This is a genomic window from Reichenbachiella sp. MALMAid0571 (genome assembly GCF_040151475.1).
Lineage (GTDB): Bacteria > Bacteroidota > Bacteroidia > Cytophagales > Cyclobacteriaceae > CAXBNB01.
Genome location: NZ_JBDKWG010000069.1, coordinates 1 through 20,562, shown reverse-complemented (window position 1 = coordinate 20,562; position 20,562 = coordinate 1). Strand labels below are relative to the sequence as shown.

Annotated in this window: 15 protein-coding genes; 7 read left to right on the top strand and 8 right to left on the bottom strand. The window is 40.3% G+C overall.

The window, feature by feature from the left end:
- Positions 1 to 156: 156 nt before the first annotated feature.
- The 5 genes from AAOP42_RS01175 to AAOP42_RS01155 form a co-directional block, all read right to left on the bottom strand.
- Positions 157 to 903 (bottom strand): DUF4198 domain-containing protein, encoded by a 747-nt coding sequence (locus AAOP42_RS01175; RefSeq protein ID WP_349526619.1) that lies wholly within the window; start codon positions 901 to 903, stop codon positions 157 to 159.
- A gap of 75 nt (positions 904 to 978) precedes the next feature.
- Positions 979 to 2,226 carry a DUF4374 domain-containing protein gene (locus AAOP42_RS01170; protein ID WP_349526618.1) on the bottom strand — a complete coding sequence of 416 codons (1,248 nt, stop codon included), beginning with the start codon at positions 2,224 to 2,226 and terminating at the stop codon, positions 979 to 981.
- A gap of 4 nt (positions 2,227 to 2,230) precedes the next feature.
- Positions 2,231 to 4,597, bottom strand: coding sequence for a TonB-dependent receptor (locus tag AAOP42_RS01165; protein ID WP_349526617.1), 2,367 nt, complete (start codon positions 4,595 to 4,597; stop codon positions 2,231 to 2,233).
- A 357-nt stretch (positions 4,598 to 4,954) separates the two neighbouring features.
- Positions 4,955 to 6,235, bottom strand: a complete 1,281-nt coding sequence (locus tag AAOP42_RS01160) for a PepSY-associated TM helix domain-containing protein (RefSeq protein WP_349526616.1) — start codon at positions 6,233 to 6,235, stop codon at positions 4,955 to 4,957.
- 15 nt (positions 6,236 to 6,250) lie between these two features.
- Entirely contained in the window at positions 6,251 to 8,710 is a 2,460-nt protein-coding gene (locus tag AAOP42_RS01155; RefSeq protein ID WP_349526615.1) for a TonB-dependent siderophore receptor, read from the bottom strand.
- Positions 8,711 to 9,262: 552 nt separating this feature from the next.
- On the opposite strand from AAOP42_RS01155, the gene AAOP42_RS01150 reads away from it, so the two are divergent.
- The 5 genes from AAOP42_RS01150 (at position 9,263) to AAOP42_RS01130 (ending at position 15,691) form a co-directional block, all read left to right on the top strand.
- Positions 9,263 to 9,844 (top strand): RNA polymerase sigma-70 factor, encoded by a 582-nt coding sequence (locus AAOP42_RS01150; protein ID WP_349526614.1) that lies wholly within the window; start codon positions 9,263 to 9,265, stop codon positions 9,842 to 9,844.
- A 79-nt stretch (positions 9,845 to 9,923) separates the two neighbouring features.
- Positions 9,924 to 10,529 (top strand): hypothetical protein, encoded by a 606-nt coding sequence (locus AAOP42_RS01145; RefSeq protein WP_349526613.1) that lies wholly within the window; start codon positions 9,924 to 9,926, stop codon positions 10,527 to 10,529.
- Positions 10,530 to 12,944, top strand: coding sequence for a TonB-dependent receptor (locus AAOP42_RS01140; protein ID WP_349526612.1), 2,415 nt, complete (start codon positions 10,530 to 10,532; stop codon positions 12,942 to 12,944). It abuts the gene before it with no gap.
- A 174-nt stretch (positions 12,945 to 13,118) separates the two neighbouring features.
- Complete coding sequence (locus AAOP42_RS01135) at positions 13,119 to 14,339, top strand: hypothetical protein (RefSeq protein ID WP_349526611.1); 1,221 nt, start codon at positions 13,119 to 13,121, stop codon at positions 14,337 to 14,339.
- Positions 14,340 to 14,425: 86 nt separating this feature from the next.
- Positions 14,426 to 15,691: a PepSY-associated TM helix domain-containing protein gene (locus AAOP42_RS01130; protein ID WP_349526610.1), complete on the top strand. Its 1,266-nt coding sequence runs from the start codon at positions 14,426 to 14,428 to the stop codon at positions 15,689 to 15,691.
- A 51-nt stretch (positions 15,692 to 15,742) separates the two neighbouring features.
- On the opposite strand, the gene AAOP42_RS01125 is transcribed toward AAOP42_RS01130, so the two are convergent.
- From AAOP42_RS01125 to AAOP42_RS01115, 3 genes are all read right to left on the bottom strand, one after another.
- The gene (locus tag AAOP42_RS01125; protein WP_349526609.1) at positions 15,743 to 16,390 is read right to left on the bottom strand and encodes a PQLLE family protein; all 648 of its coding nucleotides are present in this window, start codon (positions 16,388 to 16,390) and stop codon (positions 15,743 to 15,745) included.
- A gap of 489 nt (positions 16,391 to 16,879) precedes the next feature.
- Positions 16,880 to 17,605 (bottom strand): LytR/AlgR family response regulator transcription factor, encoded by a 726-nt coding sequence (locus tag AAOP42_RS01120; RefSeq protein ID WP_349526608.1) that lies wholly within the window; start codon positions 17,603 to 17,605, stop codon positions 16,880 to 16,882.
- Positions 17,602 to 18,648 carry a sensor histidine kinase gene (locus AAOP42_RS01115; RefSeq protein WP_349526607.1) on the bottom strand — a complete coding sequence of 349 codons (1,047 nt, stop codon included), beginning with the start codon at positions 18,646 to 18,648 and terminating at the stop codon, positions 17,602 to 17,604. Before AAOP42_RS01115 ends, AAOP42_RS01120 begins: the two co-directional genes overlap by 4 nt.
- Positions 18,649 to 18,851: 203 nt before the next feature.
- Here AAOP42_RS01115 and AAOP42_RS01110 point away from each other — a divergent pair, with 203 nt between their 5' ends.
- Complete coding sequence (locus tag AAOP42_RS01110) at positions 18,852 to 19,208, top strand: hypothetical protein (RefSeq protein ID WP_349526606.1); 357 nt, start codon at positions 18,852 to 18,854, stop codon at positions 19,206 to 19,208.
- A gap of 54 nt (positions 19,209 to 19,262) precedes the next feature.
- Positions 19,263 to 20,468, top strand: coding sequence for a hypothetical protein (locus tag AAOP42_RS01105; RefSeq protein ID WP_349526605.1), 1,206 nt, complete (start codon positions 19,263 to 19,265; stop codon positions 20,466 to 20,468).
- The last annotated feature ends 94 nt before the right edge of the window (positions 20,469 to 20,562 follow it).

Here is a 20,562-nt window from a genome sequence, read left to right as displayed (position 1 = left end):
CAGGCCTAAATCCCCTAAAGGGGACTTTTTGATCACCCCTTCAGGGGACGGGGGTAGTTTTAGGAAATCGAAAAAATCTTTTCTCATTTCGTTTAAACGTATTTTTTCAGGGTATTTAAAATTTAGTCGGACGCCACTAATTAAAAAATGTATTGTCTATCCTTTTGATACATCTACACAGTAGGTAGCACAGTGATAGATAAACTCGTAATCTTCGCCTTTGTAGTTGCCGGGTACTTTTTCATTTTTAGTAACCTCTACAATGAATTTGGTATCCCAGGGCAATTTTAGGGAAACCTCTCCATTTTCATCGGTAGTCAGCTTTTTAGACCATTGATCTGCCACAAATACATTTACCTCCTGTTCTGCCAAAGGCTCTCCTTTGTAGCGAATTTGAAATTTAAGTTCTTCACCTTGCGAAAGCGGCTTTTGAGATACATCTACTATAGTGATACCTTCAGGATTCATTGCTACTGTGTTTTCTGCACCTCCTTTGACGGTAATTTTGGCTATTGAATGGTAGTGGGTCTTAAAAATGCCGAAATCGTACTTAGTGTAATCTATAACGTCTATTTCATTATTGTTTAAAACCACAGTGTATGTCCCTGCTGACTCAGGTGTAAATGACGACAGGTAACTGCTTTCCGTTGGTTCAAAAACCAATTCGGTTTTTGAACCATTTGGAGCTACAACCCATGCCTTAAATTTCTTTACCGCATCGAAACTTTTTTCGCCTACTTTTTCCTGAAGCCCATAGGTATATTCTCCAAAGAAAACTTTTATCTCTTGTGATTTTCCAATTTTTCCGACAGGCTTGGTCTCTATCCATAGATAATGTGCCAGTAGATTGCCAGTGCCCAGGATCAAAACCAAGGCTGTAAATATTAACTTTTTGTAGTTCATGTTGTGCTTTTTATTGTCACTCCGGCTATTTGATCAAAAATGCCAGAGTGACAATTTTTATAATTATTGATTGTATTAATTAATTATTGGTTCTACCAGCGATAGAATCCCTTTGGCATAATTTCCATCAATAGTGGCACCTTCGGTGGCCGTTCCATTTTCAACATCAATGACATAGATACTGGCATAAGTGCTGTTGCTAACCCCCAGATAGAGCTTTTTGCCTTCCACCATAACAGCACTATTCCAACCTCCACCACCCTTAGGTACATTTTCTAGTAAAGTGAAAGTTTTATTGTTTAGGTCAAGAATTCCAGTTTCTAAGATTGGAGTCTCTGAAGTAGGAGCATAAGCAGCCCAGTAATATTCAGCCATAGTTTCGTCTTCCAAGTGTACCCTTACTACTGCTTTGCCATCAGCCACATAATACATGTCATTGATTTTATATCCTTCACTAAGGGTTTCAAAATCAATATAAAAGGATGGATCAAATTCTGTAGCTCCACTTTTAATTCTTAGGATGGCAGAATTGTTAGCAGGCACTGGATTGTAACCACTCGTTAATGAAGAAGGAGAAAAAGTATATATATTCCCATTTTCGTCTTCCTCCAATGCATTTAGGGTATAATACCGGCCAACATTTGCAGCCCTGTCATCTGAAATTATTTTCTCAAATTCCAATTCAGGGTAGCTGAAAACTGCGATTTTAGCCTCATTTGAATTGGTTGTTGCAAAACTTCCATCATCAGACATAAGCATGTAAGAAGCAAACAGTTTGTCGTCTCTCACTGCCACATCAGTAGGGAAGGCCATCAGGTTATTGTCCGGGTCATTGCCAAAGCCTGTTTCTACCGTTTTTTCTATAGTCATGGTATTGGTGTTTATCAGGTAAATTTTCTTATCTGATTGCCCCTCTCTGGCCGATCCAATTAACACCATCTTCGATTCATCGACGACATAAAGCGCATAGATGCCCAGGTCTGTGAAAAAACTTTCACCTTTTGTCAGTTCACCATCTACCAATTCATAACTGATAAACTCAGGAGCTGAAGTGTATCCTGTCGTGAAAATTTGATCATAACCCTGAAAAAAAGTCATCCATGCAGGTTGGGCAAAACCATTGTCAACGGGTGAAATTAAATTTTCTGTGAGAGAACCTGCAGGAGTCAATACATCAGTAGTAGGATCAGTTGCAGCTTCGATTCCCACAAAGTAGTGCACTACTCCGTTATCTACTATATCTTCTAATGGATCGTCATCTGAACAAGCTGATAATAAGCCAATACAGGCAATGAATAAGTAACAGCAATATTTGTTATACATTTTATTAAATTTTAGTTAAAAAATATCTTAGTTTAAAATTGAAATTTCTTCCTGGTCTGAGTTGTTGAAAGTTGTCATAGACCTTTGCATTCCATAGGTTAATAACTGAAAATGAGGCATTATACCGTCCTTCTTTGAACATATATACAAACTCCATATTGGTTGTATATTGAGTAGGTACAACGTCTTTATTTTTACTGGCGAGGTTTTCCCATTTATAAAAAAACTCGTAGACATAATTCTGACTTAAGGATATGGAGTACTGGTCGTTATTGGAAAACAACTCCTCATTTCTATAAGAAAGGCTCGCATTGCCAAACAAGTATGGCTGATTGGGAAGACGGACTTTATACTGAGAACTTTCTACTCCCACCTGACCATTGCGCCATTTGCTATTGTCTCTCAGGTCGAGGTAGGTGCCATTAACAGAGAGTACCCAATGCTCTCTGTGCGTATATCCCATACTTAGGTCTATTCCTTTTGATAAGACCTTGCTGTTGTTGATGTGATAGACCTTAATGCCCTGAACAACAGGGATAATAAAATTCTCTGCATCCCTGACAAACCCATTCACTGATACAATAAATGGACTATGAGCGGACTTGTTTCCAAATAAAAACCCAAGATTATAGTTGTTACTTTTTTCCGGAGTAAGTGATGGGCTTGCCACAGTATTCAGGCCGTCTCCAAAAAGTTCGATAGCTTCAGGAAATCTTGTAGCTTTTTCGTAGCTGGCTTTTAATTGCCATTTGTCATATTTATATGTAGTAGAAAATCCAAATCCTAAATTGGACTTATGCACATCGAACGGTGAAGGTTCTGAACCGGAATAATCTGTTTCCAGAGAACTGAGGCCATAGTCATAGTATTTAGTAAACAATGTGGTTTTAAACTTTTCGTCAAATAGAGTATTGGTGTAGCTTGCAGCAAGCACCTGCTTGGTTACATTATTGGGCTCGCCAAATTGTGTGTTGTTTTGGTTTTTATATGGATCAGCACCCTGCACGGTAAGGTGATTGAGGCTGTAGTTCAACGTGATGCTATGGTATTTATTCAACTGATACTCAGCATTTGCATTAGCGAGATAGTTTTCGGTCTCAAGTTCAAATAGAGTCTTCCTATTTTCTATTTCTCCGGTTGCATTGTCTGTTTTTGGTGTTGAGTTTCCATACCAGTCATACCTTACACTTGCGGTATCTCTCGACAGGCTTTTTGAGAATACCGTTACCAAATATGAATTGAACGAGAGTTTTTCAGTAAAGAGTTTTCGTTTATTAAATGCCAGGTTGGCAATAATTTTTTCTTCTTCGGTAGCTACTTCTCCATAAGGAATTTTTGCCTGTCCGATTGCATTGGCAGCCTGCTGAAGCTCGTTGTAGTTGTCTGAATACAGGACTCCCACCATAAGTTGATCCGCAAATTTGGTTCCCGTAAATCCGGCTTCTGCCCAAACCATCTTACTTTCATACGCATCGTGAAAACGCTCGACCCAGACAGGTTCTTCTTCCTCTTTTCCTGTTTCGAAATTTACAAGATTTACGGGTACTTTGTAATTGTTATTGGATCTGTTGTAAAATGACTTTATTCTGGTAGTAAATCCGTTTTTCTTATTCCTATATTGGGTATTCAATGAAGCCAGGTGAGTACCAAACGAACCCATACTATAAGATGCATCCAGATAGGAAGTGCTTTTGCCATTGGTGGTTACGTTTATGGCTCCTCCAAGTGCATCAGAAGAAAGATGGATCGGTACCACACCTTTATACACTTCTATTCTGTCTATCAGGTTGGCCGAAAAATTATTCAATGAAAGAGAACTTCCAAAATAATCCATTGGCACACCATCCAGAAATACCCTCACCTGATTACCGGAAATACCATTCAGCGACAGGGAAAACTTCGATCCAATCCCTCCAGACTGACGAATATTTACTCCCGAAACCCGTCCCAGTATGTCGTTGGCATTGGTAGTAAGGTTTTTAAATCCTTTAGACTCTATTACTTCTACCGCATAAGCCTGCTCTCTCACTATGGTACTCTCAGATTTTCCTGTTATAGTAATCCCTTCCAATTCTTTGACATTCTCCTTGAGATTGATGTTGACTGTCAGTGGACGGCCTTCATAATTGATTGTGGTTTTTTGTGTTTCATATCCTACACCTGAGTAAGACAAAATGTAGTTGCCATTTGCCAGACCGACGATCATATATTTACCGTTAATATCTGTAGAAACACCCGTTTTTAAAGGTTCTACTACCACGGATATACCCGGAATACCTTCACCATTTTCATCTTTTACATGGCCTGCTATTTGAGCCATGGACACTGATGAAACAATAAAAATTAAAATTGAGAAAAATCCGGTTTTCATCTTTTTGATGGAAGTATTTGAATATGATGCAATATATTTTTACAGGTATTGTCTGAATCCAGAAGTCTGTATTATTTAGAATCTTTCTAAATAATGGCAAAAGTAGGTTGGGGAATCATCTCTATCAATAGCTATAACTAGTGAATCTCACTAGCTAGTAGTAGTGAGTATAGTTAGCTGAAATGAATTAGTAAACAGGTTTATGGTAATATGGCTTAGGTTGGGGGGAGGGGATTAGTATGACAGCCTGAGGTCAATGTAGCAGTATTTTTTTACCGGAACGATAGTTTTACATTTTTGGCAGGAGAGAAGATCGTGGAAAAATCAAAAAAGTCAGCAATATTTAGATTGTTCCTCTCAGGATCGCAGGTAATCATCGCTAACTGATTCTATGCTTTCGTCAGGTTTTTCGGATTTGGGGTAGTAAGGTTTGGCTGTTTTGCTATGGCTCCCAATTCTGGATTTTGAGTTTAATCCATGTAGTTTTTTTCTATTTTGTAGTTTGTTCTTTTCTTTCTTTTTTCTCCCTATCCAGATCAAAAAACCTGTGACAGGTAAGCCCGCTGATATCAGACTTGCAAAAAAGGCCAAGAGTTTACCTGAAAACCCCAGAATACTACCTACATGAATATCATAGTTCATCGCTCTTAATTTTTCACCAGAGGTTTTTTCTTCAAAACCAGTGGAACTTAGCTGCTCACCGGAATATTGATCGAATTGGTAAAATTCTCTGGTATATCGGATACCGCTCGTTTGTGCGGAAATGCTGACAACACCTCCTGGCTTATCAGGAAGACGTATGCTAAATGTACGGGCCTCAGGGCTTGAGCCAGTTACTTCAAAAAGAATCTGATCCAACGGCGGGAGTAAATCAATATGTACCGAATTCGAATAAAGCGGTTCCGCTTTTGGCGATCGCTTACCACCATTTACTACCCATTGTACGCTATCATCAAACCAATCGAACGAAAATACAAGTCCTGTCAATGCGATCGGCAACAGAATGAATAAACTGTAAAAACCCAAAACATTGTGCAGGTCATAATTTTTCCGCTTCCATTGAGTAGTATCTTTCCACCTGAACCAAAATCGCTGTTTGGTAGCGTTTTTGTTTTTGGGCCACCATAGTACAATACCTGAGATAAGCAGGATTACGAACAGGATAACTGATATACCAATAATCATTTTGCCTACACTTCTATTCAGTAAAAGATTACGATGCAGCCTCAATACAAGTGTAAAAAACTCATATTTGGTATTTTCATCTTTTATAAGGCCGCCAGTATAGGGATTTAGATAGAACTTGTGCTGATAAACAATTTCCCCAAAATGTGTGTATGCGTTTGAATTTCTAATTTGATCCGGTCGAAATGAATAGCTTTGGTTAGGAATAGTCGATACAGTTATATTTTGAATAGGATGATCTTCCCCGGATAATCGCTGAGCTATCGACAGCAGCTCAGTTAATGATTTTTTGTTGCCACCATCTGGCACTTCAACAGTTTCACGTCCTTTATATGCCCATGCTTTTAACTCTTCTTCAAAAGCATATATACAACCTGTAATACTGATAATAAACACCACCAGCCCGGATATAAGCCCGAGCCAGAGGTGTATTGTTCCAATTGCTTTTTTCATTGGGGATGCCCGGGATCAGAAAGTGTAACCGACACTAAACAAAAAGTTTCTGGGTGCACCCGGGTTTGCTGCTATTCCGGTACCAGCCCGGCCTCTTCCAACCCAGTAGGTTTTGTCCGTCACGTTATTGATGTTAAGTGATAACCTGAGCTTTTCAATCTGGTAGAACAATGCCGCATCAACCACAGTATATCCCGGCAGATCAAAGTCTGCTCCGGTTATTTGTTTGGTTACAAAATTGCTTCCCAGGGCAATTCCGGCTCCATTCAATTGCCCTTTGTTAACATTGTATTTTATCCATGTACCCCCCATTTGGACTGGCGCATATTCTTTGTGAGTACCTATCAGGTCCAGGTTATCACTTTGTGTGATTAAAGCCTCATTATAGGCATAGTTCGCACTTATAGAAAGATTGGGAAGGATCTTCCCATTGATGTCAACCTCAAAGCCTTTCGACCTTTCCTGGCCTCTTTGTTTAAGCAAATCAGGATTGATCGCATCATTGGCGTTTATCAGCACGTTGTTAAGTTCTATCTGGTAAATACTGGCTGAAAGGGTTAATCCTTTGTTGAACCATTCGCTTTTAGTGCCAAATTCGATCATATTGCTGGTAAGGGGATCAAACGGGCCGCCATATATCTCCGGATCACCAATAATACTTGCACTCTGTGGTTGGAAACCTTCTACATACGTACCATAGAGGTTGATTTTATCAGTAAGGCTAAAAACAGCTCCCAACCTTGGGATCAGGGAAGTTTGTTGTACTTTTTTCTCATCTTCCTCCTGATAATTTTCGAAATCATTATAAAATTCCTGTCTCAGGCCCAGGAGTACCTGTACTTTACCCATCCTGATCTGATCCTGAATATACACGCCATGCGTGTAATACAGTGCCGTTGCTCTTGGGGTCACACGGGTAAAATACCCATTGATATCCTGGGGTGTGTAATCAGGGTTGACCAGGTCGAAGTATGGCATGTTTGGTACCGGACTGCCATCTCCATCCAGCAGGTAGAGTTCCGGGTGATCCGGATCGTAGGAATTCAAAGCACCAGTGTTATCTGCGTTGCGAAATGCACCCACCAGCCTGGTATCCCAGCCTCCGGCTGGTGTTACCTGCTGTGCAAAATCGTATCCAATGAGTGCCCGATGGCTTATCCGGCCTGTTTCAATACTAAAATTGACATAGGACATGGCATTGATGTTGGTAGTTCGGCTTTCTCCTCTCTGCAAGCGCATTTCCATCAGGGTAGGCAGCACATCGCCATTGCCATCTACACCATAGCGATTATTTGTACGATGCTCCAGATAGTCCCTCTCGTATTGATAGGTGATAAATGAGCTGTTGAATTTTATCCGGTCACTGAAATCATGACTGACTGATCCGATAAAGGACAGGGTGTTTTCTTTGTTGTAGCTGTTGGCATAAGTAGCACTTAACGATTTGGGTGTGGACAATAATGGAGATTCACCGTCCGTAGAGGCAATAAACGGTTGTCCCCGATCTACTCTGGCATTAATGTTACTACATATCAGGTCGAGATCCACTCTCGTTTTTTCACTTGGTAAATAAGATAGGGAAGGAGCTATCAAAATATCTTTTCTTCCCATTAAATCCCGGAATGATCCGGCATCCTGATAGGCGAGGTTGACTCTGTATAGCAATGTTTTTTCCTGATTAACCGGACCAGTAACATCAGCTTCTGATCTAATGGTGCCAAAGCTACCCGTTGAGAAACTGATTCCCTGCCTGGATACATTCATAGGTTTTTTAGTAACCCGGTTGATTGTACCTCCCGGATCAGAATAGCCATAAAGTGCAGAATTAGCACCTTTGATGACTTCTACCCGTTCCAGATTACTGATGAGTGTGGGCATCCAACCTTTACTGATCCTGAGCCCGTTGATCATAATATTACTGCCCCCGGCAAATCCCCTGATCATATAGTCTCCCGATATGGACTCCTGGTTTATACCACTGATGTTTTTTACCACGTCGGTAATGAGAAATGCCTTTTGATCCTGTATTAGTTCTTTTGTTACATAGCTTACTGCCTGGGGCACATCTTTTAGGGAAATGGAGGATTTTGATGCCAGGGAAGATATTTCATTGACATAGTCTCCCTCTCTGCTACCCAAAACCACTACTTCCTGAAGCTGTTCATTTTTCTCATTTAATTTGAAATCGAATGTCAGGTTTTGGTTTTTCGAGATTTTGATTTCTTTTTCCATTACCTGATAACCTATACCGGAAACTACCAACGTGTAGCTGCCGGATGGTATATTGGCGATAGAATACCTGCCATTCGTATCAGTGGGAGAGCCATAGCTTGTGCCTTTCAGGCCAACACTTATCCCAAATAGTGGTTCACTATTTTCTTTGGTTATTTTACCATTTACAGTTCCATTTGCATTTTGCGCATGAATCTGGTGTATTGCCAGGAACAACAATATCGAAAGTAATATTTTTTTCATTTTTATATTTATTATCGGTACATAGATTAAGTAATATATTATTTAGACTTATTCTAAATAATATGCAAACATGGACGGAAAAGAATTCTATCACAATAGCTATTGATAGTGAAATATTGAATAACTAGTGCTAGCTATTGATAGTAGTAAAGGGCCTATTTTATATGAATAGGGGTGATTTTATTGGATATAGACAAGAGCCGTATTAAATAACAGCTTTGTTATTTAATACCTGCACTTGATGCGGGGTAATATAGCTTCGATCTGAGGGTAGGGTTCTCGTCCGCTTATGGCGGGAATAGTTTAGGAATGGCAGGTGTGCGGTAATTCAGGGTATAAACATTAAATACCATACCCCTAATCAATTCATTTTAAAGAGTTGGCTATACAATGTCTGCAATACTGGTTAATGCATTGTCACTACTTCTAGCGATTTTACTGTATTATTTAGAATAATTCTAAATAATACTTGATTCGTGGTTAGGCAAACTGTAATTTCGCCATCACACAAAGTGATTTGACTTTGATCACACTTTTTAAAACGTTACAATTTTGGGTCTTTTAGGTAGAATACATTCAAAGAACTCATCTGCCGACTTCCGAACGGAAGCTGGATTTAAGCGGCTATATGAGCAAAATGTAAACAAGCTGTTTACAATCTGCTACAGCCGGATACGAAACCGTGAAGATGCGGAAGAGGCCGTTCATGATGTATTTCGATCAGTTTGGGAAAGAAGAAAACTGATCACGAATGAGAATGGGTCTATTGAAAGGTATCTGGTTCGCTCCATCAAATTGAAAACCATCGACTACTACCGTAAGGTTGCACAAGAGACAGTGTCACTTGACTGTGAATTGGAAGACGTTTGTGGCCGTGAGAATTGTACCGAAGATCATCTTCATTTTGCAGAGCTACAAGACAAAGTATCGATACTGGTAGATCAACTGCCCTGCACCTGTAGGCAAGTGTATCAACTCAGCCGTGAAGAAGGGTTTACCAACAGAGAAATAGCTTCCAAATTACTCATTTCAGAGAAAACAGTAGAATCCCACATGACCAAAGCCCTGGCACATTTACGTAAAAATCTCACGCCTTATGTCACGCTGGCACTACTTCTGGTCAGCTTTTTCTGAAAAAAGACATTTTTTTCTATACTGACTCAGGGTTAGGCTGTCATAGTACGATTGTATCAATGAACAAACGCTCTAAGTCATGAAAGTCACCTCGTCACTGTTAAGAAAATATGTCGCTGGCCTATGCACTCCACAGGAAGCCCAGGAGGTAGAAAGCTGGATGTCATCCTTTGAAGACGATGCAGTATTGTCACCAGAGGAAATAGGAAATTCACCTCAAATCATCCGTGAAAGACTCTATGGGGTATTGTTTGGTTCGGGTGAGAAGACCCCTGTCATCCCTCTGTATAAGAAGCTGGTGAAATACGTTGCGGCAGCCTGCATTATTTTCGCAACATTCTTTGGAGGGCGATTTTCAGCTAATACAGCCAATGCCAATACAATAGTTGATAAATCTCCTAAAGGCCATCTCTACATTTCTGGTGGGAAAGGCACTAAAGGCAATTTACCGGGTAAAGTATTCAAGCTGCAGTTTGATGGAACGCTAAGATTATACAATAGTGCGATGGGACAAAAGAGCGTACAAGTTGGCAATACTTCATTCATACTAGAGTCTCGCCAAACCTACTATTTGCTAGGGTCGATAGAAAAACCCAATCTGATAAACAGCGACTATCTCCACATCAATTATGACGAATTCGGCAGTCCGAAAGGCGACTTCTCCATCTCAAGACTGGATAACTAAGTGAAGAAATTTCTTATCATTATAATGGTGTGCTGCACCTGTCTTGTCGGCAGGCTGGCCGGCTTTGAGGCTTTGACCCAACCTACTTCATCGTTGATTGGAAAGGTAAGGGATTCACAAGGCGAACCTATTCCAGGCATCACTGTGGTATTGAAAGAAACCCGGCAAGGAGCTATTACCGATGGACAAGGTAAATTTTCTATTCCCGACATCAAGGCTGCTACTTACACTATTGAGGTTTCAGGCGTAAGCTTCGAAAAGCAGGTATTTACGCTCACATTCAAGGAGGGAGACAAGCTGACCCGATCCATTATCCTGAAAGAAAACACTACCGAAATGGACGAAGTGGTAGTGACAGCCGAATCAGAAGGACGGGCACTCAAGCTCTCTGCAAAATCGGTACAAGTGATTGAAACACGAGAAGTGAAGCTCCAGTCAGCCGACCTGGGTGAGGTGATGGCAAAATCCGAAGGGATCAGTGTGCAACGTGCCGGAGGACTCGGCTCTAATACGCGATTTGCCCTCAATGGTTTATCGGGAGATAAAGTCCGGTTTTTCTATGATGGCATTCCCCTGGACTTCACTCCATATGCTTTTGGTATTGCCAACGTACCCGTCAATGCCATACAGCGGGTAGAAGTGTACAAAGGAGTAGTACCCATTCAGTTTGGTGCGGATGCACTGGGCGGAGCAGTAAACCTTGCTTCTCCTGAAGTTTATGAGGGCTGGGCGGGATCGGCTTCTTATCAATTGGGTTCATTCAACACCCATAGGGTAACTGCCAGTATCAATTATGCCAATGACAAAACCGGACTCTTTCTGGTGGTGGGAGGCTTTTATGACTATACCGACAATAACTACAAAATAGATGTAGCCATCCCTAACGAACAAGGACAACTACAGCAGGAAACCGTCAAAAGATTTCATGATGGATACAAGGCTTTTGGTACAAACTTCAGAGTAGGCATTCGGGACAAAAAATGGGCGAATGAGTTGAGTTTGGCAGGCTACTATGGGAACTACAACAATGAAGTCCAAAATTCCCAGTCACCCGGTTTGGTTGACTATCCCCAATTAGGTATTGACAAAGCAGTGGCAGCCAATCCTTTTGGGGATTTACGCTTTACCAGCTTTTCGCAAGGATTAAACCTGCACTACAATGCAAACCCGACTAAAAAATGGGAACTCAACCTCAAAGCAGGCTACAACTACAACGAACGTGTATCCATCGACACCAGTCGTAACCTGTACAACTGGCATGGAGAAGTCGTACGAGTTCAAAACCAACCCGGAGAGTTTGGACAAGATGACCACCTGATTACCAAAAGCCAAAACTACTTTGTTCGTCAGCAGGTGGGCTATAAACTTTCCGAAAAACATGCCATTAAGCTAGCTGTATCACCTACTTATGCCTACCGCACCGGAGACGACTTGTTGATAGAAGGCGAATTTGATCCAGCACTGGATGATGGCCATCTCTTTGATCTGGTGAGCGGACTGGAATACAGCGGTGAATTGATGAATGAAAAACTCCAAATCACAGCTTTTGCTAAAAACTATCGTCAAAGCATCCGTATTGAATCAGTGGATCCAAGTGTTGAAGGATTACAGGTGGCCGAGCGTTCAGTAAACAACTATGGAGCAGGAACCGGCTTGCGACATGCATGGACCCCACGGTTTGCCACCAAGTTGAGCTACGAATATGCCTACCGCCTGCCACGACAAAACGAAATTTTTGGAAATGGACAGCTAACCGGAAGAAATCTGGAGTTGAAACCTGAAAACAGCCACAATGTAAACCTACAATGGACTGTAGAAAGTAAGGCTACAGCCAAAACAGAGTGGCAAGTGCAGGGTAACTTCTTCCTTCGCAGGGTGAATGACCTTATTTTTCTGTCAACTAATTCAGAAGGGGTTGGTGTTTACGATAACGTATGGAGTGCCAACTCACAAGGAATAGAATTGGGAGGAAGGGTAAAGAATCTGGTCAAAAGACTAACACTCAATGCTAACAGTACTTATCAGTCTTACTTCAATACCTCGGATGAAGGGCCCTTTGCCAGCTTCAAGGGCGACCGTATTCCAAATACCCCTTACTTCTTTGCTAATAGCGGAGCAGAATACCAGCTGGAGGATGTTATTCAAAAAAGCGACAGGCTTTCCATATTTTGGAATATGCGATACGTGCATCTCTATTTTATAGGCTGGGAAAGTGCTGGCTTAGCACAATATAAGGCACAAACTCCTGGCCAATTCACACATGCAGTAGGGATCACACAAAAAATAAACGTTAAAAATATTCAAACCGCACTAACTCTGGAAGTACAGAACCTGACCAATGCAAAGGTCTTTGACTTCTATGGTGTACAGCGACCCGGCAGAGCGTTTTATCTAAAACTAACTACTCAGTTCTAATATGAAAACAATTAATTACTTGGCAATACAATTTTTACTCGTCTCGTCAGTCCGGTTGAAGTGAAACGGAGCGAAACGGAAAACCGGAATTTCACTTAACCAGATGAAACTGAAAGGATATTATCGATCTCAATTTTTTAAAAAATGACCATAATAAATTTAATGAAAAACACAATGAAAAGTACAATGAAAAGATGGGCATGGATGACCATGCTCTTGATAGGAACGATCTCAACATCCATCACCTCATGTAATGACGGTGAAGGTGATACTAATCCCGGTGGAGAAGAAGTAGAAACCGCTTATGTAAGAGGATTAGAAAGTTACACACCTAATGGAACGATAAAATACTTAGAAGTAACTAAAGATTTAGCGACCAACCCAGATTTATCGCAAGCGGTAGAATTAGGGCAAAATGTTAGTATTCATTCTGCTGGCAAATATCCAATTACCCTAAGTAGTGACTCAAAAACAATTACTAAATGGAAGGTAGATAAAACTACATTGGAAGTATCAGTAGATGGTATTTTGAGTTATGCTTCCACTGGTGCTACTTCTACGAATGTGGCTTTTGTTTCAGAGACGGCTGCATTCATTTGTGACTTGATTGAAGGTGTATTTGTAGAATTTAACCCTACTACTATGGAACTTACAAAAACACATAATGTAACCCCATTGAATATTCCGAATAATTTTAGTGCTTATACGGTTGGTAAACTATATAATGGAAAAATCATTTTTCCAATTCAATGGGGAGCACAAACGTGTTGCGATTATCCTACCCCCGTTTACGCCACTGTAGGTGTTTTTGATCCGTCAACCGGAGCACTAACCTATGACACAGATGACAGAGCAATTGGGCTAACTGCACCAATTTTTATTGATGGAGATAATGCATACGTAGTTCCTGCTAATAGCCAAAACGCATGGATAAATCATTACCTGGGGGCATCACCTAACCCTCATATTGCTCTTAAATTGAATGCTGACGGAACCTTTGATGATAGCTTTATAAGCGATATTGAAGATGGTTTGCCTGATGCATCTTTAATTAGGTCTTCAAGTTTTGTTTTCCAGGACAAGTACGTTTTTTTGTATTCGGAGGAGGAGCTTACTGGATCTTTTGATAATCGCTTCTCAGCTCGTAGCTCAATGGAATATAAAAGTGTAGCTTATGATTTGAATACACACGAAGCAGAGCTTTTCAGCTTTGATAATAAGTATAATCAAGTATATTTATTAGCTACAATTGATGGGGTGAATTATTTTAATACATTTTATTTAGTTGGAGGCGAGTATAGTTCTAACATACTTGTTCAAAATAGCTTAGAAGACTACAGCCTAATATCGACTATAGAAATCGGAGGTTTTGGATATTTAGGTAAACTTTGGTAAAAAAGCCTACTGGCAAATAAACCAAGTTGAGACCTGACAGGTTTTGAAAACCTGTCAGGTCTTACTTTTCTCCACAATATTTAATAATGAATAAAAAACTCAAAAAGTTTATTGGACAAGTCCATCTTTGGTTGGGTTTAGCATCGGGTATAGTGGTGTTTATATTAGGCATTACAGGATGTATATTGGCCTTTGAAGAGGAAATTAAGGATTGGGTGTATGCGGATAAACTGTTTGTAGAGGCACCAAACAGCCAGCAACCTCTTCCATTAAGTGATAATCTGAAAGTGGCACAAAGTGCACTAGAACCAGATATGCCTATTCAAATTATCGATTTGAAAAACGATAAAACCCGATCGTATCTTTTTCGAGCCAATAAGCGAAATAGCAGAGCGACTGATCTGTTTGCTAATAGATTTGTGTATTGGTTTGACTGCTATACAGACCCTTATACCGCAACGGTATTGAAGAAGGAAGATTTTACAAAAGAATTCTTCCGAGTGGTATTGGATATACATATGTATCTCTGGATTTTCAGATTCGATATTGGACATCAAATTACTGCTGCGGCTACTTTAATTTTTGTTATTATGCTCATCACTGGTTTAGTCTTGTGGTGGCCTAAAAACAAAGCAGCCCGTAAACAAAGGTTTTGGTTTAGGTGGAAAAACACCACCAAATGGAAACGCAAAAACTACGACATACACAACATACTCGGGTTTTACAGTATGTTTCTTGCTCTTTTTATAGCCCTAACAGGTTTGGTTTGGGCCTATAGTTGGTTTAATGATAGTGTACAATGGGTGGCTAATGGTGGGAAAATCATTGAACATACGCACGAACGTGTACAATCTAATCCAAACAGCACAACAATTCTACACCCTATAGACAAAGTTCATGAATTTTCAAGAATCAATTATCCTAAAGCAGATCGTTATCTGTTTTTTTTACGACAAGATTCTTTACGCACTTTAGGTGCATATGTAGCCTATGATGATCCTACTCAAACTGTAAGTCTTGAATTTGATCAATACACAGGTGAACTCTTGAAGATTGATAGTTGGGAAAACAAAACCAACGGAGAGAAAGTTTATGCCTACAATTACGATATTCATGTGGGAGCCATTTTCGGTTTACCCGGTAAAATACTGGCATTTTTTGCCAGTCTTATATCCACAAGTTTACCCGTTACTGGTTTCATCATCTGGTGGGGCAGGAGGAAGAAGGGTCAGGGTGTTAAGGAGTTGAATAAGAATGACAAATATTCGAACAATAACCTTAAGGCTGGAACACTCTTCCCGCTATGGCGGGATGTGTGTGGAAGACGGGTAGGGAAAAAAGAATCCCCGTAGATCCCGAAACAAGTTCGGGACAGGGCCGGGGAATGACGGTGTAAAGAATGATTATGAAGGAACCACTACTCCAATCTTCTCCAACAACTGAGGCTTTTCCTCAAGGGCTATTTCTGCCACGGCTTTTAGCTCAGTGCAATAGTCGTCCAATTCGTCCAGTTTTTCATTTCTGAGGCGGGTAGCTTCCTGGGCCTGGCCTTTCTCTACTACAGCCTGATTGCGAAGCTCTTTTAAGTTATCAATGGCAGTTTTCTCGGCATTAAGCTGATCTGTAGTGACCTTGAATTTCTCCAGTTTGGTTAAAAAGTCAGATTCATTCAACAGACGGTTATAAAAATCAGTGGCACCTTCGATCCACTGCTCAATGGCATAGACTTTTCCATTTTGAAGGCCTAATCGGTTCTGTAAATCGTTATCGGAACGGGAAAGGACTTTGACCAGTTTCAACGTGCGCTTGTAGTTAGCCTCGGCAGTGTCCTTTTCAACATAGAATTTGTCGTAGGCAAGGTTTTGTTCCTGGTATTCCTTCTTTTGCTGGTCTACCAGTGTGATGGTTTCATTGTAAAGGGCTTCTCCTTCATCAATGTAGGCAGTATCAATTCCCATAGAATCGAGTAAAGCAGCCACTTCCGCATCCCGACTATTGAAGATCAGGACACGGGAAGATTCGAGTTTGTCTGTGAGCGTTTTTGTAGCCATTTCACTAAAATTTAAAAGGTTATACAAATTATAAATAATCCAAATAATAACGCATGTTTTTAATTTTAGTGTTTAACGAGGGGAAATAAGTGTGAGTTGGGGAAATTAGAGTGTCCGTAGGGGATCGTGAAGTCCACCTTCGGACGGATAAATGTTCATTGGGGAATTGAAAGTGTGCTCTCGGATTTTTAAAGCCCGCCTTCGGACGAGTAAATATGCTCTAGGGAAAGCGTAGTGGGCTTTCGGGCAGGCAGACTATGCTTTAGGGTTTTAAAAAATGGGTTAGGGCAGGGTAAATGTGCATTTTCATCACTGAAGCCTGCCTTTCGGACAGGTAAATATGCTCTGGGGCGATAGTGTTAGGGATCGTAGCAAAGTACCCCGCCTCCGTGTGGGCACTTCGGACGGGCAGGCGTGTACTGTGGAGAACCCGGCCATGAGGTGTAATGCCCTAATTTATTTTACTAAATAACTATCATAATTAAAAAGTCAATCTCCCAACAAGTTGAGCTGATCGATCAGCTTTAGAAATTCGTCCCGTTTGTTTTTGCTCAATATGGCAGTCTGATTTTTTAATCTAATCGTATTACCATCTATGCTATCTATATGGTCGATGTTAACTATATGAGAGCGATGAATTCTGTAAAAATTCTTAGGAAGTAATTCCTCTAACTTATGCATAGATTGCAACGACATGATTTTACGACCATCAACGGTAAAAATCTGCACGTAAGGCCCGTCTCCATTAATGACAATGATTTCATTGAATGAGATTTTAATGATCTTGTTGTCAGCCTTGATGAACAGCTTATCTGTCTGCTGTGGTAAGGTCACATTTGGTGGATGATCAACGACAGCATCTTTTAAGGAGAGTACTTTAGTCACAGCCTTATAAAATCGGTCAAAATCTATGGGTTTTAGTAAATAGTCTACCACATCCAATTCATAGCTCTGAACAGCATACTCAGAATAGGCAGTAGTTAGGATGGTGGCTGGCCTGTTTGGTAATATTTTCAAAAAATCAAGTCCCGTCAAATCCGGCATTTGAATGTCGAGAAACAAAATATCTATGCTATTCTGTTTAATATAGTTGAGTGCCTGCAACGCAGAACTACAGGATGCCACCAATTCTAACTCCGGAACTTTACTCACATAATCCGAAAGAATTTTTCGGGCGATATTTTCATCATCGACTATAAGGCATTTTAAACTCATAATGTCATTTTTATATCTAGCTGATAAATGTGGTTTTCTCTGGTTATCTCCACTTTGTGTTTCCCTGGATAATTTGCTTCTAACAATTTCAATGAATTCGTCAGTCCGATTCCTTTACGTTCCATTGGAATTTCCGCAACGTCTTCTCTAATCGTATTTTCAGTTCGAAAATTAAGTTCGTTGTTTTCTACTTCCATGCTGATTTTGATCCATCCCTGAGGATTGCTTTCCAGGTCAGAATGTTTAAAACAGTTTTCGATAAAGTTAATAAGAATCATGGGCGCAATCATATTGCCTTGAGCAATTCCCGCATGGTAGAAATCTACGTTCTGAGCATCTTCATGTTTAAGGAGCTGTATGCTCAAGTAATTTTCTATCAGGTCCTTTTCCTTAGCTAACCGTACTTTAGGCTGATCACAATCGTAAAGCAAATAACGAAGTAGCTTGGAAAGTTTAGAAATCATGACAGCAGCTCTTTCATCTTTCAGGTATGCCAATCCATAAATATTGTTGAGTGTATTAAAGAGGAAGTGCGGGCTTATTTGACTTTTCAATAATTTCAGTTCTGCTTCAACTCTTTGGGTTTTATGCTCAATCTTCTGGATTGCATTCTGATAATAGACACGTGCTACTCTAGTGCTCGCCATGTAAATGATCCCCAGAAAAACCATCAATACCCATAAAATTATTCTGACTGACTTGGGAGCGTAATCTTCTCTTACTTGTGTCAATTCCAGTGCCTCGGCCATAAATGTATGCGCATATATTCCGCTAACAAAAAACAGCATATTGATACCAATCAGAATACCCAACCTTCTGTCAATTTTGCCCTCTCTTGATAAGTATTGGGGGAATATCCTATATCCAAAAAACCAAATAATCAGCGTGCCAAAAAAGACATAAGTGACCAAATAGTAAATGGTTTCCGCTCCACTTCGCTGAAAGATCAGTACTAAACTGATAGCAGCGTGAATACCGAACCACAGTAGGTTAGGCCCTACTTTAAGGAATCGTTCTGTTCTCGATAATGCTTGACTCATCATGCAATAATATACTCAGATTTTATGGAAACATGAGCAAATGAACGAAATGATGATTTCGTCGCATGAAAGTTTCATTTTGATAATTAGAAGGCTTTGTTCATCACAATGACCATTTGGTTCATTTATGCTGGTGGTTCGTAAATCTTTTTTCATGAGGGTTGGAGGTGGCGATACTTTCGCATCGAAATCAAAAACAAACAATCATGAAAATTATTAAGCATTTATTCACAATTACCTTATGTGTCGTATCAACTCACCTTTTTGCTCAAGATCAGCAAGATGAAATCATTGCAACCTGGGAGACGCAAGAAGCACAAGTAGAAATCTATAAAGTAGATGACAGATACATAGGAAACCCTATCAACCCGGAAGGAGAGCGAAACACGGAAATCGAAGTACTCAATCTGAAGTATGAAAATGAAAAATGGGTTGGTAAAATCTATTCTAAAAAGAGAGGAAGGCTCTTGGATGTAGCATGTCAGGTGGAAGGAAATAAACTGCTTCTTGAGGTCACTGCCAGGTTCGTATCCACAAATCTCGAATGGACGAAAGTCAATTAATTGAACACTCCATATATCTAAGCTATGAAGTTTATAGTAAATTTTGTCTTGCTCGTGTGCATTACTCCGGTGTGGGCACAACCATTCAAAGTTGGTGTGATTTCGGATTTTGAGAAATCCACTAATCTCGAATTAATCATAGACCAGATGATTCACGAGATTGATCAGACGACAGGCGCGGCTCGAAAAGTTAGTTTGGGCGCGACCTCCTTTGGAATTGTCGATAATGAGTCCGCTCAAAGGTCGTATGATCAATTAGATGGTCAGGTTGATCTGGTCATTGCATTAGGAAGTATAAGTGCTAAAAGCCTCTCATCGGCGAATGACCTTTCTACACCTGTTATTGCTTTAGGAATTATCGACCCAGGTTTGCAGGAAATTCCTTATGCAAATGGAACCTCAGGTAAACGGAATTTCACCTATATCTGGCCAACACGCAACCTGGAAAAAGAGCTGGAAACATTTCACAATATTCATGAATTCAGTCATGTGGCTGTATTTGTCGATGAGAAAGCAGTATCAACGGTCAGCGCACAAAATGAAAGAAATCTGATTGATTCGCTTTCCAGAAAATTGAATACCGAACTATCCATCATTCCTGTTGGTACCAATATGGAGAAGGTGCTCAGTCAATTACCAGCAGAAACAGATGCGGCTTATTTCACAGTGCTTCTTAGTCAAACCGAATCACAGATTCGACATCTGATCATTGAACTGAATGAGCGGAAAATCCCAACATTCTCTGGTAACGCCAGGCTGATGGATTATGGTGTGCTTGGATCGATGACCAATGAAAATGACCTGCAGCAGGTGATTAGAAAACTGGCCATCATGATTGATGGAATTGCAACGGGATCGGATCTTTCATCTATGTCCGTGACGCTGGATACTAAAGATAACCTGTATGTCAATATTGCTACGGCTAGAAAAATAGAGCTCCCTATTCCTTTTGAGGTGCTTTTAACAGCTACGATTATTGGAGATGATGAGGGAGCGGTCAGATCGTATTCCTTTGAAGAGATTGCGGAAAAATCTTTAGCATCAAATCTTAGTATTCAAATCAGTTACCAAGATATAGAGCGAAGCAAGGTACGTGTGAAGTCTGCAAGGTCAAACGTATTGCCGAGTATTGAATCAGGCCTTACTGCATCACAGATTAATGAAGAACGGGCAAGTGCTACATTTAATGCACCAGAGAAGTCTTTAACAGCAGGTTGGACTTACAACAAAAAACCGGACAAAAAGTTAAGCGCATATTGAACAATTAATTTTCCCATATTGTTCGGGGGTTTTATACCCTAGATATGAGTGTTTTCTTTTACGGTTGTACCAGATTTCTATAAACTCAAACACA

Bases quoted from the DNA above. Each gene is read 5' to 3' on its own strand.
- AAOP42_RS01120 (WP_349526608.1), bottom strand. From the start codon at position 17,605: ATGAGTTTAAAATGCCTTATAGTCGATGATGAAAATATCGCCCGAAAA.
- AAOP42_RS01125 (WP_349526609.1), bottom strand. From the start codon at position 16,390: ATGGCTACAAAAACGCTCACAGACAAACTCGAATCTTCCCGTGTCCTG.
- AAOP42_RS01145 (WP_349526613.1), top strand. From the start codon at position 9,924: ATGAAAGTCACCTCGTCACTGTTAAGAAAATATGTCGCTGGCCTATGC.
- AAOP42_RS01165 (WP_349526617.1), bottom strand. From the start codon at position 4,597: ATGAAAACCGGATTTTTCTCAATTTTAATTTTTATTGTTTCATCAGTG.
- AAOP42_RS01115 (WP_349526607.1), bottom strand. From the start codon at position 18,648: ATGATGAGTCAAGCATTATCGAGAACAGAACGATTCCTTAAAGTAGGG.
- AAOP42_RS01155 (WP_349526615.1), bottom strand. From the start codon at position 8,710: ATGAAAAAAATATTACTTTCGATATTGTTGTTCCTGGCAATACACCAG.
- AAOP42_RS01110 (WP_349526606.1), top strand. From the start codon at position 18,852: ATGAAAATTATTAAGCATTTATTCACAATTACCTTATGTGTCGTATCA.
- AAOP42_RS01135 (WP_349526611.1), top strand. From the start codon at position 13,119: ATGAAAAGTACAATGAAAAGATGGGCATGGATGACCATGCTCTTGATA.
- AAOP42_RS01175 (WP_349526619.1), bottom strand. From the start codon at position 903: ATGAACTACAAAAAGTTAATATTTACAGCCTTGGTTTTGATCCTGGGC.
- AAOP42_RS01160 (WP_349526616.1), bottom strand. From the start codon at position 6,235: ATGAAAAAAGCAATTGGAACAATACACCTCTGGCTCGGGCTTATATCC.
- AAOP42_RS01170 (WP_349526618.1), bottom strand. From the start codon at position 2,226: ATGTATAACAAATATTGCTGTTACTTATTCATTGCCTGTATTGGCTTA.
- AAOP42_RS01130 (WP_349526610.1), top strand. From the start codon at position 14,426: ATGAATAAAAAACTCAAAAAGTTTATTGGACAAGTCCATCTTTGGTTG.